Here is a 16,217-nt window from a genome sequence, read left to right on the forward strand (position 1 = left end):
CAGCCGCTTCCCTCCGAGTTTCTCTAGTTGCTAGTTGCCGAACAGAGACAGGAGTTGCTGTACGCCGCTCGCCGGATCCGTCAGGTGGAGCCGGAGAACCGGCCGGCCGCGCTCGGCGAGCACGTTCGCGTCACCGGCGGCCTGCGCCGTGATCAGTGTGCCGAACGTGAACGGCCGATCGGGGATTTCCACGTCCGCCGGGTGTGCCGCGGTGATCTGCAGGAACACGCCCTCCGGGTGGCCACCCTTGTGGTACTGACCGGTCGAGTGCAGGAACCGCGGTCCCCAGCCGAACGTCACCGGCCGGCCCGTGCGGGTGGCCAGCGCCGGCCGGACTGCATGCAGCGAAGCGTCGCGCTCGGAGTCGAGGTAGGCCATCACAGCCAGGTACCCCTTGTCGTCGAGCTTGCCCAGCAGCGCGTCGACCGCGCCCTGCAGCGAGTCCACGCCGTCGAGCAGGCCCTCGGATCCACGGACCTCGACGACACCGTCGGTGAAGGCCGCGGCCTCCGGCTCAGGCTGCGCGTCCAGCAGGCCACGTGCGGCCTTCTTCGCGCTCTCCACGTCGGGCTGGTCGAACGGGTCGATGCCCAGCAGGTAGCCGGCCACTGCCGTCGCGACCTCCCAGAGCAGGAACTGTCCGCCGAGCGATCCCGCGGTCAGCGCCGTCGGCACCCCGCTGGTCGCCTTCTCCGCGAGCAGCGCGTTGGTCAGGTCGCTCGCCTCGCTGCGCAGCTCCGGCGCGCCGACCTCGACCGCGACCGGCAGTACGCCGGTGCCCTGCTTGCCGGTGCTCTCCGCGATCAGCTGCTCGGCCCAGTCCGGGAAGCCGACGATGTCCGACCCGTCGGCCGTGATGATCGCCTTGTCCCGCCCGGCGCTCGCGGCGAGTACGGCGCCCAGCCACAACGCCGGGTTGTCCGTCGAGTCGGCCTGCAGCTCGGGAGCGGCCTCGGCCGCCTGGTCGAGCAGCTCGGCGATGTCAGCCCCGGCCAGACCGGACGGAACCAGCCCGAACGCGGTCAGTGCGCTGTACCGGCCACCCACGTTCGGGTCGGCCAGGAACGTCTTGCGGTAACCCTCGTCCGCAGACAGCTTCTCGAACGGCGAACCCGGGTCCGTCACCACGACGACCCGCGACGCGGCGTCGATGCCCGCGTCCGTGAACGCCTTGACGAACGTACGCCGGTGGCTGTCGGTCTCGACCGTCCCACCGGACTTGCTGGACACGACGATGACCGTCTTCGACAGGTCACCGGCCAGCGCCCGCCCGACCACGCTCGGGTCGGTCGAGTCGAGTACGACGAGCTCGACACCGGCGGTCCGGGTGATCACCTCAGGAGCCAGCGACGAACCGCCCATCCCGGACAGCACGATTCGGTCCAGACCCTCGGACCGGAAGTCCGCCTGCAGGGCCTCGATCTCGGCCAGCAACGGCCGCGACGTCTCGTGCAGGTCGACCCAGCCGAGCCGGATCGAGGCCTCGGACTCGGCGTCCGGACCCCAGATCGTCGCGTCCTTCGCGGCGATCCGGGACGCGATCTTCTCGCTGACCAGCTTGTCGACGACCTCGGCCCAGTCGCCGTTCTGCGTGCTGACCTTCGGAGCGCTCACTTGGCCGCACCCTTCAGGGCCGCGGCCACGGTCTCCTGCAGCTCCGACCAGGACGCGTCGAACTTGGCCACGCCCTCGTCCTCGAGCACCTGCACGACCTCGTCGTACGAGATGCCGAGCTTCTCCAGGTCGTCGATCACCTTGCGGTCGGCGGCGTAGTTGCCGCGGACCGTGTCGCCGGCGAACTCGCTGTGCTCCTCGGTCGCCTTGATCGTTGCCTCAGGCATCGTGTTGACGACGCCCTTGGTGACCAGGTTGTCGACGTACAGGGTGGGGGAGTACGACGGGTCCTTGGTGCCGGTGGAGGCCCAGAGCGGGCGCTGCGGCTTGGCGCCGGCGGTCTCGATCTCGCGCCAGCGGTCGGTGTCGAAGATCTCCTCGTACGCCTCGAACGCGAGCCGCGCGTTGGCGATCGCGGCCTTGCCCTTCAGGGCCTTCGCCTCGTCGGTGCCGATGGAGTCGAGTCGCTTGTCGACCTCGGTGTCGACCCGGCTGACGAAGAACGACGCGACGCTGGCCAGCTTGGTCACGTCGTGGCCGTTCTCGATCGCCTGCTCCAGGCCGGCCAGGAACGCGGCCGCGACGGCCTTGTAGCGCTCGAGGGAGAAGATCAGCGTCACGTTCACGCTGATCCCGGCGGCCAGCGTCGCGGTGATCGCGGCCAGGCCCTCCTTGGTGGCGGGGATCTTGACGAAGATGTTCTCCCGGCCGACGGCCTCCCACAGCTCCTTGGCCTGCCGGATCGTCTTCTCGGTGTCGTGCGCCAGCGTCGGCTCGACCTCGATCGAGACCCGGCCGTCCTGGCCGTCGGTGTCGTCGTAGACGGGCTTGAACACGTCGGCGGCGTCGCGGACGTCGTCGGTGGTGATCACCCGGATCGCCTCGTCGACCGAGACGCCCTCCGCGGACAGCCGCTTCACGATGTCGGCGTAGGCGTCGGCATCCGAGATGGCCTTGGCGAAGATGGTCGGGTTGGTGGTCACGCCGACCACGTGCTTGTCCTCGATCAGCGCGGCCAGGCTGCCGCTGGCGAGCCGCTGCCGGGAGAGGTCGTCGAGCCAGATGGACACACCCGCGTCGGCGAGTGCCTTCAAGCGATCGTTCATTGTCCGGAGCCTTCCGATTCTTCTGTTGTGAGGTGTGTCAGCTGGCGTCGGCCGGTCCGACCGGTCCGGCGGCGGCTCGCTTGGGCGGCACGCCGGGGCCGCTGATCTGCGCGGCGGCTGCGATGCTGTCCTTGGCTGCCTGGACGACGGCGGCGGCAGTGATGCCGAACTCGTCGTACAGGGTCTGGTAGGCGGCCGAGGCGCCGTAGTGCTCGAGGCTGACCGTGCGGCCGGCGTCGCCGACGATGTCGTGCCAGCTCTGCGCGATCCCGGCCTCGACCGAGACCCGGGCCCGGACGTCGGCCGGGATGACCGACTCGCGGTAGGCGTCGTCCTGCTCGTCGAACCACTCGCGCGAAACCATCGACACGACGCGGGCGTTGATGCCCTCGCCGGCCAAGGTCTCGCGGGCCTCGACGGCCAGCTGGAGCTCGGAACCCGTGCCGATCAGCACCACGTCCGGCGTGCCGTCGGTGTCGAGCAGCGTGTAGCCGCCCTTCTGGACGTTCTCCGTGGTCGCGTAGCCGTCCGTGCCGCGCGGGAACGTCGGCACGTTTTGCCGGGTCAGCGCGAGGCCGGCCGGGCGGTCGGTGTGCTCGAGGATCGTGGCCCACGCGGCCGCGGTCTCGTTGGCGTCACCAGGGCGTACGACGTCCAGGCCCGGGATCGCCCGCAGCGCGGACAGGTGCTCGACCGGCTGGTGGGTCGGGCCGTCCTCGCCGAGGCCGATCGAGTCGTGCGTCCAGACGTAGGTGACCGGCAGCTTCATCAGCGCGGCCAGCCGGACCGACGGGCGCATGTAGTCGCTGAAGACCAGGAAGGTGCCGCCGTACGGGCGGGTGAGACCGTGCAGGGCGATGCCGTTCAGCACCGAGCCCATGCCGTGCTCGCGGATGCCGAAGTGCAGCACCCGGCCGTACTCGTTGCCCTGGAACTCCTTGGTGGCGTGCTCGGCCGGGACGAACGACGGCTCGCCCTTCGGGGTGGTGTTGTTCGAGCCGGCCAGGTCGGCCGAACCGCCCCAGAGCTCGGGCAGCTCCGGCGCCAGCTTGGTGAGCACGTCACCAGAGGCCGCGCGGGTGGCGACACCCTTGGCGTCGGCGTCCCAGCTCGGCAGCGCGTCCTTCCAACCGGCCGGGAGCTCGCGCTTCGACAGCCGGTCGAGCAGCTCGGCGCGCTCCGGCGCCGCGGTGCGCCAGGCGTCGTACTTGACGTCCCAGTCGTCCTGCAGGGCCTTGCCGCGGTCGAGCGCCTTGCGGGTGAACTCGATCACGTCGTCGGCGACCTGGAAGCTCTGCTCCGGGTCCCAGCCGAGGACCTTCTTGGTCGCGGCGACCTCGTCGGCGCCGAGGGCGGAGCCGTGGATCTTGCCGGTGTTCTGCTTGGTCGGGGCCGGCCAGCCGATGATCGTGTGCAGCCGGATGAAGCTCGGCTTGTCCGTGACCGCCTTCGCCGCCTCGATCGCGTCGTACAGGTCCTGGGCGCTCTCCGCGTAGCCGGTGCCGCCGTTGGTCCAGTCGACGTCCTGGACGTGCCAGCCGTACGCCGCGTACCGGGCCGCCACGTCCTCGGAGAACGCGATGTTGGTGTCGTCCTCGATCGAGATCTTGTTGGCGTCGTAGATCACCGTGAGGTTGCCGAGCTTCTGGTGACCGGCCAACGACGAGGCCTCGGCCGAGACGCCTTCCTCCAGGTCGCCGTCGGAGGCGATCACGTAGATCTGGTGATCGAAGACACCGTCACCGGGAGCAGCCTCCGGCTCCAGCAGGCCACGCTCGCGGCGGGCCGCCATCGCCATGCCGACCGCGTTGCCGACGCCCTGGCCGAGCGGGCCGGTGGTCGTCTCGACGCCGGGGGTGTGCGAGTACTCCGGGTGGCCCGGGGTCTTGCTGCCCCAGGTCCGCAGCGACTTCAGGTCGTCCAGCTCGAGGCCGAAGCCGGCCAGGTACAGCTGGATGTACAGGGTGAGGCTCGAGTGCCCGGCCGACAGGACGAACCGGTCGCGGCCGGCCCAGTGCGGGTCCGCCGGGTTGTGCCGCATCACCTTCTGGAACAGCAGGTACGCCGCCGGCGCGAGGCTCATCGCCGTACCGGGGTGACCGTTGCCGACCTTCTCCACGGCATCCATCGCCAGGACCCGTACGGTGTCGACCGCACGCTGGTCGAGCTCGGTCCATTCAAGCTTGGGGCTGGTCTTCTCCGTCACGCCGGCGGCGCTCCTCTCGATGGCGATGAACACATACGGGAACCACGTACTGGTCCTCCGCCAGGAGCCTACTCGCCAGCACGTTTCAGGCTTCTCACAGACAAGCAACCCGGACATGTACATCGTTGTTCCCGGACGCACCGAGGGGGGTGCGCGGCCCCTCCTACGGGCCGTCGTAGACTGTCGAATCGTCAGCGCCGCTGTGTGGCGTCAACCCACTGTTTTCGAGGTGTTCGTGACCGCCGTCGACCCGCGTCCAGCCGCGACGACGTCGTACCCGACGCCGCTGCCGGATGCTCCAGCTGCGATCAGTCCGTCGGTGCGCGATGTGGTGAAGGCGTATATCGGTCTGACCAAGCCGCGCATCATCGAGCTGCTGCTCATCACCACGGTGCCGGTGATGTTCCTGGCCGCCGGGGGAGTCCCCGGCCTCGGGGTCGTCGTCGCCACCCTGATCGGTGGCATCCTCGCCTCCGGCAGCGCCAACACGATCAACTGCGTGCTGGACCGCGACATCGACGAGCAGATGCGCCGGACCCGGCGCCGCCCGCTGCCGCGGCACGCGGTCAGCCCGCGCTCGGCGACAGTCTTCGGTGTCGTGCTCGGTGTGCTGGCCACGCTCGAGCTCGGGTTCTTCGTCAACTGGCTGTCGTCCGGCCTCGCGCTGGCCGCGAACCTGTTCTACGTCTTCGGCTACACGATGGTGCTGAAGCGCCGGACCGTGCAGAACATCGTCTGGGGTGGCATCGCCGGCTGCTTCCCGACCCTGATCGGCTGGACCGCGGTCACCAACGAGCTGGCCTGGACCCCGATCGTGCTGTTCCTGGTGGTGTTCTTCTGGACCCCGCCGCACACCTGGTCGCTGGCCATGCGGTACCGCGAGGACTACGCGTCGGTCGACGTACCGATGCTGCCCGTGGTCGCCACCCCGGTCGCGACGGCCCGGCAGATCATGGCGTACTCCGTGGTGATGGTGATCACCTCGATCGCCCTCTGGCCGGTCGCCGACACCGGTTTCGTCTACCCGCTGGCCTCGATCGTGCTCGGCGTGGTCTTCCTCCGCGAGGCCCGTGCGTTGTTGCTCCGGGCCCACACCGGCGCCGACGGCGCGGCCCTGCGGCCGATGCGGCTGTTCCACTTCTCCAACATCTACCTGGCCCTGCTGTTCATCGCAGCGGCGATCGATCCCCTGCTGCACTGAGTGTTGTCTTCCGGGTGCGAGGAGTCCTCCCGTTGACCTCTTCGTGACTTGGTGTTGCGATGGGGGCGTCTGTGGAGGGGGTTCCACGCCTGGGGAGGCGCGGCAGTAGGGGGAACCTATGGGGGTTCGAACACGCATCGCAGCGGTTGCGGCACTGGCACTCGCCGGGTCCGTGCTGGTGGCCGGACAGGCCGACGCCGGTAGTCACCCGAGCAGTTTGAAGCCGGTGGCAACGGGTCTCAACGGTCCGCGCGGTGTCTCGACGTACGGCAACAAAGTCATCTACAGCGTGACCGACGGCTCGGTCTACGCAACCGACGGACACAAGACCTGGAAGCTCGGCACGGTGCCGGGTTCCGGCGGCTTCCCGCCGGCCATCGACACCAACAAGTGGGGTACGACGTACGCCCTGACCGGTGCCGGCGGTGAGCCCGGACAGCCGCCGGTGGTGGGCAGCACCACCCTGTACCGGCTGCGGCCGGGCAAGGCGCCGGTGAAGGTGATCGACATCGGGAAGTACCAGACGCACGATCCGGACCCGTACAACCAGGCCGATTCGCCGACCGAGTCCAACCCGTTCGGCGTCGCGGCCCTGGCTGACGGCACGGTCCTGGTCTCCGATGCCGCGAACAACGACCTGATCCGGGTCTGGCCGAACGGGAAGGCCAAGACGGTCGCCCGGTTGAAGCCGCGCACGGTGAAGGTTCCGGCCGGGCTCGGCCCGGAAGCACCTCCGGCCGGTACGCCGTTCGTCGCCGAAGCAGTGGCGACCTCGGTGACCGTCGGGTCGGACGGTTACTGGTACGTCGGTGAGCTCCGTGGCTTCCCCGCGACGCCAGGGACCTCGCAGATCTGGCGGATCAAGCCGGGATCGATCGGCGCGGTCTGCGACCCGGTCAAGCCGAACAAGGGCAACTGCCAGCGGTACGCCGACGGCTACACGTCGATCGTCGACCTGGCCGGTGGCCCGCACGGCGCGCTCGCGGTCGTCCAGTTGGCCAGGGACAGCTGGCTCGCGTTCGAGTCCGGTGGCTCGACCATCGGTTCGCTGTACCTGCAGTACCCGGGTAAGTACCACCGGGCCGGATACAAGCGGGAACTGGTCCGTGGCCAGTTGAACCTGCCAGGTGGCGTGGCCTTCACCCGGACGGGCGGTCTGTACGTGTCCGCGCCGGTGTTCGGGCCAGGTGCCGTCTACAAGGTGAGGTACTGAGGTAAGTGGCGCACCCGCGGCCTGTTCTAGGTCGCGGGTGTACCGCGTTCGCCGTACACCGCGGTGACGAGCGCGATCAGTAGGCCGGCGAAGAACATGTGCACGAGCACCAGGCCCCACGGGAGGCCGGTGAAGTACTGCGTGAAGCCGACAGCGCCTTGCAGCAGCTCCATCGCGAGCAGCCAGGCCGCGAGCTTCCGCAACGTCCGAGAGGTCGCGGTGACGCGGGTCGCGATCACCAACGCGATCGTGATGCCGAGCAGGCCGAACACGACATCCGCGTGCAGCTGGCTGATCAGCTCCTCGTCGAAACCGTTCCGGCCGGTGTCCGGATCGCCCGAGTGCGGCCCTGCCCCGGTCACCAAGGTGCCGAGGGCAACGGTCAGCCAGACCGCCACCACGCTTGCCGTCGCGAGGGCACGGACGACCGGGGGAGTGTGCGGATAAGGGCTCGTCCGTGATCGCCGCATCATCGACACGGTCAGCGTGATGATGATCGGCGAGACCAGGAAGTGCGCCGAGACGATCCACGGGTTCAGACCGGTCAGCACGCTGATACCGCCGATCACCGCCTGCAGCGGAACCCCGAGCGCGGCCGCGGTCGCCAGTCGGCGTAGGTCCCGGCGGACCGGGCGATACCGCATCACGGCCAGCCAGGTGCCGATCGCGATCACCGCGACCACGAACCCGAGCATCCGGTTGCCGAACTCGATCGCGCCGTGGATACCGAGCGCGGCGTGCGGCACGTACGACTGGTCCGTGCACGACGGCCAGGTCGGGCAACCCAGGCCGGAGCCGGTCAGCCGGACCAGGCCACCGGTCACCACGATGCCGATGTTCGCCACCACCGACGCCCAGCCCCAGCGCCGGACGACGTCCAGACTCGGCTCGGGCACCAGTCGCCAGAATCCGCTGACTGGCTCGGTCTCTTGCGGCGAGGTCTCCGTGCTCATCACCGGCACACTCTAGGGGATGTCTCCCAACCCCACGCCGTCGCGAGCAGGTGCTCGGCGGAGTGGCTCGGTGTGCTGGAGGGAAGGGCTCGATGCGGATCCATCGTGACCTTTCCTCCAGCGCAGCGAGACGCCCGCCGAGTGCCGCGCAGTAGGCGTGGGGTTGGGAGACATCCCCTCAGGTCAGTCCCATCGGAATGTTCGGGACACCAGGTAGCCCAGCACGCCGGCCCACAGCGCGAGCGACAGCGCGGCGGCCCAGGGGATCACACCCTCGACGGTCGAGTTCGCGATCCCGTTGGCGAGCGCGGCACTCGGCAGCAGGCGTACGACGCCCTGCATGCCGGCCGGGTATTCGTCCACCGGTGTCATGATCGCGCCACCGACGAGCAGCAATAGGTACAGCAGGTTCGCCGCGGCGAGGGTCGCTTCAGCGCGCAGTACTCCGGCCATCAGCAGGCCTAGTGAGGCGAAGGCCGCCGTACCGCAGAGGACAGTCAGGATCACTCCGACGACGGCGTCCGCGCCGCCGACCGGCTTCCAGCCGAGGGCGAAGCCCGCCCCCATCAGCACGGCGATCTGGATGACCTGGACGACCAGGACAGCGCCGATCTTCCCGGCCAGCAGGCCGGTGCGGGACAGGGGAGAGGCGCCGAGCCGTTTGATCACGCCGTACCGGCGCTCGAAGCCGGTGGCGATCGCGAGCGAGGTGAAGGACGACGACAGTACGGCGAGGGCGAGGACCCGGGGGACCGCGTCGTCGATCGGCCGGCCGTCACCGAGCGGGAGCCGGTCGCCGAGGCCGGTGCCGCCCAGCAGGAGGAGCAGCCCGAGCGGGATCACCAGAGCAAGCAGCAACTGCTCACCGTTGCGGACGAGCAGCTTGAACTCCATCCGCGAGTGCGCGAACACCTTCCGAGCCCACGGCGCACTCCCCGGCTGTGGCGCATAGGTGGTCACTGGGCCTCCCGCTTCGGGGCGGTCAGTTCGAGGTAGACGTCCTCGAGGGTCTTCGAGTGGTGTTCGGTCAGGCTGTCCGGCGTACCCGAGGCGATCAGCTTCCCGGCGGACACGACGTGGACGTAGTCGGACAACTGCTCGGCCTCGTCCATCGCATGGGTGGTCAGTACGACGGTCACCCCGTCGTCGCGCAGGTCCCGGATCACCTGCCAGATCTCGCGCCGGCCGTGCGGGTCCAGCCCAGTGGTCGGCTCGTCCAGGAACGCGATCTCCGGCCGGCCCAGGATCGCGAGTGCGAACGAGAGCCGCTGCTTCTGCCCGCCCGACAACCGCCGGTACGGCGTCCTGCCACAGCTACCCAGGTCGAGTCGCTCGACCAGCGCCGGGATGTCGAGGGGGTGCGAGTGCAGGGTGGCGACGTACCGGAGCATCTCGATTGCCCGGACGCCGGACCAGGCGCCGCCCTCCTGGAGCATCACGCCGATCCGTGGCATCAGTTCGTCGTGGTCCGCGATCGGGTCCAGCCCGAGCACCCGGACCTGCCCGGAATCGGGCCGCCGGAACCCCTCACAGCTCTCCACGGTCGTCGTCTTGCCGGCGCCGTTGGGGCCGAGCACGGACGTCACCGTCCCGGCGGTTACGGTGAGACTGAGACCGTCGACCGCGGCTTTCTCGCCGTACCGCACGACGAGGTTGTCGATCTCCACCGCGACTGGCACAACGGCAGCATAGAGAACGAGGAGAAGTGACCTCGCTCACGGTCGGGGTCCGACCCCGGCGTGGTGCCGTGAACCGGTTAGGGCAGCCTTATTTGAAGGGGCCGCTGAATTACGCGACACTGATGTTGTGAAAAATCCTGCGACGAGCGGAGCGGTGCCCACGGGCGCCGGTCCTGTTGCTGGAATCATGCGGGACGAGTCCACCCGGGACCGGGTCGCCCGCTCGATCCTCACCAACGGTCCGTCCAGCGCCGCGGTACTCGCGGAGCGCCTGGAGCTGACCCCGGCGGCAGTGCGCCGCCACCTCGACCACCTGCTCGACGAGGGCCTGGTCGAATCCCGCGAGGAGCGCGTCTACGGCCCTCGTGGCCGCGGCCGCCCCGCGAAGGTTTTCGTGCTGACCGACACCGGCCGGCACGCCTTCCACCAGGCGTACGACGACCTGGCGGCCACCGCACTGCGGTTCATCGCCGACGCCGGCGGTGACGAAGCGGTCGCGGAGTTCGCCCGGCGCCGGGTCGCCGAGGTGGAGGATCGCTACCGCGAGCTGCTCGACAAGGCTCCGGACAGCGCCAAGGCGGAGGTGCTCGCCCAGGCGCTGACCGTGGACGGGTATGCCGCGTCCACGGCCGAAGCCGGCCAGGGCGCCCAGCTCTGCCAGCACCACTGCCCGGTCGCGCACGTGGCCGAGCAGTTCCCCCAGTTGTGTGAGGCCGAGACCGAGGTGTTCTCGCGGTTGCTCGGCAAGCACGTCCAGCGACTGGCCACCATCGCCCACGGCGACGGTGTCTGCACTACTCACATCCCCGGCCCCCAGCCGGTTTCCCCTGTATCCGACGGCGAATCTGCGAGGACTGCACGATGACGCAAACCGCTCACCCCGAACTGGAAGGCCTCGGCAACTACCAGTACGGCTGGGCCGACTCCGACGCCGCCGGTGCGGTCGCCCAGCGCGGCCTCAGCACCGACGTGGTGCGGGGCATCTCCGCCCTCAAGAACGAGCCGGAGTGGATGCTCGACCTGCGCCTGAAGGGCCTGAAGCTCTTCGACCGCAAGCCGATGCCGTCGTGGGGTGCGGACCTGTCCGGGATCGACTTCGACAACATCAAGTACTTCGTCCGGTCGACCGAGAAGCAGGCGACCAGCTGGGAAGAGCTGCCCGAGGACATCAAGAACACCTACGACAAGCTCGGTATCCCGGAGGCGGAGAAGCAGCGCCTGGTCGCCGGTGTCGCCGCGCAGTACGAGTCGGAGGTCGTCTACCACCAGATCCGCGAGGACCTGGAGGCCCAGGGCGTCATCTTCCTGGACACCGACACCGGCCTGAAGGAGCACCCGGAGATCTTCCAGGAGTACTTCGGCTCGGTCATCCCGGTCGGCGACAACAAGTTCGCCTCGCTGAACACGGCGGTCTGGTCCGGCGGCTCGTTCATCTACGTCCCCAAGGGCGTCAAGGTGGACATCCCGCTGCAGGCCTACTTCCGGATCAACACCGAGAACATGGGCCAGTTCGAGCGGACTCTGATCATCGTCGACGAGGACGCCTACGTTCACTACGTCGAGGGCTGTACGGCGCCGATCTACAAGTCGGACTCGCTGCACTCCGCGGTGGTCGAGATCATCGTGAAGAAGGGCGCCCGCTGCCGCTACACGACGATCCAGAACTGGTCGAACAACGTCTACAACCTGGTCACCAAGCGCGCCACCTGCGAAGAGGGCGCGACGATGGAGTGGATCGACGGCAACATCGGTTCCAAGGTGACGATGAAGTACCCGGCCGTCTACCTGATGGGCGAGCACGCCAAGGGCGAGACCCTGTCGGTCGCGTTCGCGGGCGAGGGCCAGCACCAGGACGCCGGGTCGAAGATGGTGCACAACGCGCCGTACACGTCGAGCTCGATCGTGTCGAAGTCCGTGGCCCGCGGTGGCGGCCGGACGTCGTACCGCGGTCTGGTCGAGGTCGCGCCGGGTTCGCACCACAGCAAGTCCACGGTGCGCTGTGACGCGCTGCTGGTCGACACCATCAGCCGTTCGGACACCTACCCGTACGTCGACGTCCGCGAGGACGACGTGGCGATGGGGCACGAGGCGACCGTGTCCAAGGTCAGCGACGACCAGCTCTTCTACCTGATGAGCCGGGGCATGGCCGAGGACGAGGCGATGGCGATGATCGTCCGCGGCTTCATCGAGCCGATCGCCCGCGAGCTCCCGATGGAGTACGCGCTGGAACTGAACCGCTTGATCGAGCTGCAGATGGAAGGGGCCGTCGGCTGATGTCCTCGGCAGAGACACTGGTTGCCACCGGCAACCGGGCACACTCCCACGGGCCGGGGTCGCCGGTCCCGCTCCAGGCCCGGAGCGAGCGGCCCACGTCGTACGACGTGGCCGACTTCGCGGTGCCGAACGGACGCGAGGAGGAGTGGCGCTTCACCCCGGTCAAGGCCCTGAAGGCGCTGTTCGCCGACGAGGCCGGCACCGAGACCCCGAAGGTCGACGCGTCGGCCCCGGACGGTGTCGTGATCGAGACGGTCGCCGCCGACTCGCTGAAGGCCGGTACGCCGCAGGACCGGATCGCGGCCGTGGCCTGGAACCACGCGGGCCAGGCGCTCGCGGTGCGGATCCCGGTCGAGGCCGAGCTGACCGAGCCTGTGCACGTGAACGTCGCGAACCTCGGTGCCCGCGGCTTCAGCCACCTGATCGTCGAGGCCGGCCGGCACAGCCGCGGCATCGTGATCATCGATCACACGGGCTCCGGTGAGCTGGGCAGCAACGTCGAGATCGTCGTCGGTGACGGCGCCGAACTGCGGGTCGTCTCGATCCAGCAGGGCGACCACGAGTCGATCCACGTCGGCCAGCACGACGCTGTGGTCGGCCGGGACGCCAAGCTTCACCACGTCGTCGTCACGCTCGGCGGCAAGATCGTCCGGATCGCCACCAACGTCCGGTACGCCGGGCCCGGCGGCGACGCGGAGCTCCTCGGCGTGTACTTCCCCGAGGCGGGTCAGCACCACGAGAACCGGCTGTTCGTCGACCACGAGGCGACCAACTGCAAGAGCAACGTGCTCTACAAGGGCGCGCTGGCCGGTGACAAGGCCCGCTCGGTGTGGATCGGCGACGTGCTGATCCGGGCCGCGGCCGAGGGCACCGACACGTTCGAGCTGAACCGGAACCTGGTCCTCACCGACGGCGCCCGCGCCGACTCGGTGCCGAACCTGGAGATCGAGACCGGCGAGATCGAGGGCGCCGGCCACGCGTCCGCGACCGGCCGCTTCGACGACGAGCAGCTGTTCTACCTGCAGGCCCGCGGCATCCCCGAGGACGCAGCCCGGCGGCTGGTCGTGTCCGGCTTCTTCAACGACATCATCGGCAAGATCGGTGTCCCCGAGGTCACCGAGCACCTGCACGAGGTGATCGAAGACAAGCTCGCCCGCACCGCCGCGCTGGATGCGTCCGCCAAGGCGGTCATCGGCCAGTGAGCGACAGTTTCGAGCGCGCCTGCGCCGCCGCCGACGTACCCGACGAGGGAGTGATCCCGGTCGAGGTCGGCGGCGTCGAGGTCGCGGTCGTGAAGAGCGAAGGACAGTACTTCGCGGTGCGGGACGAGTGCTCGCACGCGCAGATCCAGCTGTCCGAGGGTGACGTCGGCGAGTGCGAGATCGAGTGCTGGCTGCACGGGTCCCGCTTCGATCTGCGCACCGGTGAGCCGACCAGCTTGCCCGCGTACGACCCGGTGCCGATCTACCCGGTCCGGCAGGACGGCGACGACCTGCTCGTCGATGTGAAGAACCCCCTCAACCAGGCATCCCTGTAAAGCGACGGAGATAGAAGAACCTCATGGCGACACTCGAGATCCGCGACCTGCACGTGTCGGTCGACACCGAGAACGGCCCGAAGGAGATCCTGCGCGGCGTCGACCTGACCATCGCCGGTGGTCAGACGCACGCGATCATGGGCCCGAACGGTTCCGGCAAGTCCACGCTGGCGTACTCGATCGCCGGCCACCCGAAGTACAACATCACCAGCGGCACGGTCACCCTGGACGGCGAGGACGTGCTGGACATGGCCGTCGACGAGCGCGCCCGGGCCGGCCTGTTCCTGGCCATGCAGTACCCGGTCGAGGTGCCCGGCGTCTCGGTGGCGAACTTCCTCCGGACCGCGAAGACCGCGATCGACGGTGAGGCGCCGAAGCTGCGCACCTGGGTCAAGGACGTCAACAAGGCGCTCGCCGACCTGGACATGGACCCCGACTTCGGCACCCGCAACGTCAACGAGGGCTTCTCCGGTGGTGAGAAGAAGCGGCACGAGATCGTCCAGCTCGAGCTGCTCGACCCGAAGATCGCGATCCTCGACGAGACCGACTCCGGCCTCGACATCGATGCGCTCAAGGTCGTCTCCACTGGCGTGAACCGGTTTGCGGAGAAGGGTGACAAGGGCGTTCTGCTGATCACCCACTACACCCGGATCCTGCGCTACATCAAGCCCGACTTCGTGCACGTCTTCGTCGACGGCCGCGTGGCCGAAGAGGGTGGCCCGGAGCTCGCCGAGGAGCTCGAGGCGAACGGGTACGAGCGCTTCCTCAAGGCCGGCGCGAAGTGACGGCCGCCCGGACGTTCAGCAGTCCGTTGGACCTGCAGTCGGTCCGGGCGGACTTTCCCATCCTTTCCCGCGAGCTCGCGGGCGGATACCCGCTGGTCTACCTGGACTCGGCGAACTCGTCGCAGAAGCCGCGCCAGGTGGTCCAGGCGATCGAGGACCACTATCTCAAGCACAACGCGAACGTCGCCCGCGCGATGCACCAGCTCGGTGCCGAGGCGACCGCGGCGTACGAGGACGGCCGGGACAAGGTGGCCGCGTTCATCGGCGCCCCCAGCCGGGACGAGATCGTCTTCACCAAGAACGCCTCCGAGGCGCTCAACCTGGCCGCGCACACGCTCGGCGCGTCGCTGCAGCCGGGCGATGTCGTGGTGGTCTCCGAGATGGAGCACCACAGCAACATCGTCCCGTGGCAGCTCGCCTGTGAGCGGACCGGCGCGACGCTGAAGTGGTTCGGCGTGACCGAGGACGGCCGGCTCGATCTCAGCAACATCGAGGAGCTGCTGACCGAACAGACCAAGGTCGTCGCACTGACCTGGGTCTCGAACGCGCTCGGCACGATCAACCCGATCAGCGACATCGCCGCCAAGGCGCACGCGGTCGGCGCGACCGTCGTCGTGGACGCCTCGCAGGCGGTGCCGCAGTTCCCGGTCGACGTCTCGACGCTCGGCGCGGACCTGCTCGCCTTCACCGGCCACAAGGTCGTCGGACCGACCGGTATCGGCGTGCTCTGGGGCCGCTACGACCTGCTCGCTTCGCTGCCGCCGTTCCTCGGTGGCGGCGAGATGATCGAGATCGTCCGGATGACGGGTTCGACGTACGCCGCTCCGCCCGCTCGGTTCGAGGCCGGTACGCCGCCGATCGCGCAGGCGGTCGGGCTCGGTGCGGCGGTCGACTACCTGTCCGGGATCGGGATGGACAAGATCGCGGCGCACGAGCACGCGATCGTCGAGTACGCGCTCGAGGGCCTGAAGACGGTCCCCGGCGTGAAGATCCTCGGGCCGACCGAGGCGGTGGACCATGGTGGCGCGATCAGCTTCGCGGTTGACGGCGTACACCCGCACGATGTGGCGACGGTGCTGGACACCCGCGGGATCGCGGTCCGGGCCGGGCACCACTGCGCGCGTCCGGTCCATGAGCGGTTCGGAATGCAATCGTCGACCAGAGCGTCTTTCTACCTGTACACGACGCCCGAGGAGATCGACGCGCTCGTCGACGGCCTCGGATTCGTCCGGTCTTACTTCAAGGTGGACTGATATGCAGCTGGACAGCCTGTACCAGGAGATCATCCTGGATCACTACCGCAGCCCGCACCACGCGGGCCTGGCGGATCCGTACGACGTGGAGGTGCACCACGTGAACCCGTCCTGCGGGGACGAGGTGACGCTGCGGGTCGAGCTCGACGGCGAGACGGTGACCGGCGTGACGCACGAGAGCGTCGGGTGCTCGATCAGCCAGGCCGCGACGTCGGTGATGACCGACCTCGTCATCGGCAAGCCGGTGGCCGAGGGGATGGCGACGTACGAGAAGTTCCTCGAGCTGATGCAGAGCCGGGGCAAGGAGATCGAGCCGGACGAAGAGGTTCTGGAGGACGGCGTCGCGTTCGCGGGCGTCGCGCAGTTCCCAGCCCGGGTGAAGTGTGCGCTGCTGGG

At 68.8% G+C, this 16,217-nt stretch carries 15 protein-coding genes; 9 read left to right on the top strand and 6 right to left on the bottom strand.

Going from position 1 to position 16,217, the window contains the following annotated elements:
- Positions 1–30 precede the first annotated feature (30 nt).
- The 3 genes from AB0L70_RS32440 to tkt are packed head-to-tail and all read right to left on the bottom strand — an operon-like array spanning position 31 to position 4,926.
- Positions 31–1,614, bottom strand: coding sequence for a glucose-6-phosphate isomerase (locus AB0L70_RS32440; RefSeq protein WP_363690591.1), 1,584 nt, complete (start codon positions 1,612–1,614; stop codon positions 31–33).
- Positions 1,611–2,720 (bottom strand): transaldolase, encoded by a 1,110-nt coding sequence (tal, locus tag AB0L70_RS32445; protein ID WP_363690592.1) that lies wholly within the window; start codon positions 2,718–2,720, stop codon positions 1,611–1,613. The genes AB0L70_RS32440 and tal overlap by 4 nt, the downstream gene beginning before the upstream one ends.
- A 37-nt stretch (positions 2,721–2,757) precedes the next feature.
- On the bottom strand, positions 2,758–4,926 hold the full coding sequence (gene tkt / locus AB0L70_RS32450) for a transketolase (protein WP_363690593.1): 2,169 nt from the start codon (positions 4,924–4,926) through the stop codon (positions 2,758–2,760).
- Positions 4,927–5,212: 286 nt separating this feature from the next.
- Here tkt and AB0L70_RS32455 point away from each other — a divergent pair, with 286 nt between their 5' ends.
- Positions 5,213–6,127, top strand: coding sequence for a heme o synthase (locus tag AB0L70_RS32455; RefSeq protein ID WP_363690608.1), 915 nt, complete (start codon positions 5,213–5,215; stop codon positions 6,125–6,127).
- Between the two features lie 118 nt (positions 6,128–6,245).
- On the top strand, positions 6,246–7,340 hold the full coding sequence (locus AB0L70_RS32460; RefSeq protein WP_363690594.1) for a ScyD/ScyE family protein: 1,095 nt from the start codon (positions 6,246–6,248) through the stop codon (positions 7,338–7,340).
- 26 nt (positions 7,341–7,366) lie between these two features.
- On the opposite strand, the gene AB0L70_RS32465 is transcribed toward AB0L70_RS32460, so the two are convergent.
- From AB0L70_RS32465 to AB0L70_RS32475, 3 genes are all read right to left on the bottom strand, one after another.
- The gene (locus AB0L70_RS32465) at positions 7,367–8,293 is read right to left on the bottom strand and encodes a COX15/CtaA family protein (RefSeq protein WP_363690595.1); all 927 of its coding nucleotides are present in this window, start codon (positions 8,291–8,293) and stop codon (positions 7,367–7,369) included.
- 183 nt (positions 8,294–8,476) lie between these two features.
- A complete protein-coding gene (locus AB0L70_RS32470; protein ID WP_363690596.1) occupies positions 8,477–9,253 on the bottom strand; it encodes an ABC transporter permease in 777 nt (258 codons plus the stop codon).
- A complete protein-coding gene (locus tag AB0L70_RS32475; protein ID WP_363690597.1) occupies positions 9,250–9,972 on the bottom strand; it encodes an ABC transporter ATP-binding protein in 723 nt (240 codons plus the stop codon). Before AB0L70_RS32475 ends, AB0L70_RS32470 begins: the two co-directional genes overlap by 4 nt.
- Positions 9,973–10,159: 187 nt before the next feature.
- On the opposite strand from AB0L70_RS32475, the gene AB0L70_RS32480 reads away from it, so the two are divergent.
- From AB0L70_RS32480 to sufU, 7 genes are all read left to right on the top strand, one after another.
- Positions 10,160–10,837, top strand: a complete 678-nt coding sequence (locus AB0L70_RS32480; RefSeq protein WP_363690598.1) for a metalloregulator ArsR/SmtB family transcription factor — start codon at positions 10,160–10,162, stop codon at positions 10,835–10,837.
- On the top strand, positions 10,834–12,246 hold the full coding sequence (gene sufB, locus AB0L70_RS32485) for a Fe-S cluster assembly protein SufB (RefSeq protein WP_363690599.1): 1,413 nt from the start codon (positions 10,834–10,836) through the stop codon (positions 12,244–12,246). The genes AB0L70_RS32480 and sufB overlap by 4 nt, the downstream gene beginning before the upstream one ends.
- On the top strand, positions 12,246–13,448 hold the full coding sequence (gene sufD, locus AB0L70_RS32490) for a Fe-S cluster assembly protein SufD (RefSeq protein ID WP_363690600.1): 1,203 nt from the start codon (positions 12,246–12,248) through the stop codon (positions 13,446–13,448). Before sufB ends, sufD begins: the two co-directional genes overlap by 1 nt.
- Positions 13,445–13,783, top strand: a complete 339-nt coding sequence (locus AB0L70_RS32495) for a non-heme iron oxygenase ferredoxin subunit (protein WP_363690601.1) — start codon at positions 13,445–13,447, stop codon at positions 13,781–13,783. Before sufD ends, AB0L70_RS32495 begins: the two co-directional genes overlap by 4 nt.
- Before the next feature lie 23 nt (positions 13,784–13,806).
- Positions 13,807–14,568, top strand: a complete 762-nt coding sequence (gene sufC, locus AB0L70_RS32500) for a Fe-S cluster assembly ATPase SufC (protein ID WP_363690602.1) — start codon at positions 13,807–13,809, stop codon at positions 14,566–14,568.
- Entirely contained in the window at positions 14,565–15,821 is a 1,257-nt protein-coding gene (locus tag AB0L70_RS32505) for a cysteine desulfurase (RefSeq protein ID WP_363690603.1), read from the top strand. The genes sufC and AB0L70_RS32505 overlap by 4 nt, the downstream gene beginning before the upstream one ends.
- Before the next feature lies 1 nt (position 15,822).
- Positions 15,823–16,217: Fe-S cluster assembly sulfur transfer protein SufU (gene sufU / locus AB0L70_RS32510; protein ID WP_363690604.1), on the top strand; the 395-nt coding region annotated here is incomplete at its 3' end.

The sequence above is a fragment of the Kribbella sp. NPDC051952 genome (genome assembly GCF_040680855.1).
Taxonomy (GTDB): Bacteria; Actinomycetota; Actinomycetes; order Propionibacteriales; family Kribbellaceae; genus Kribbella.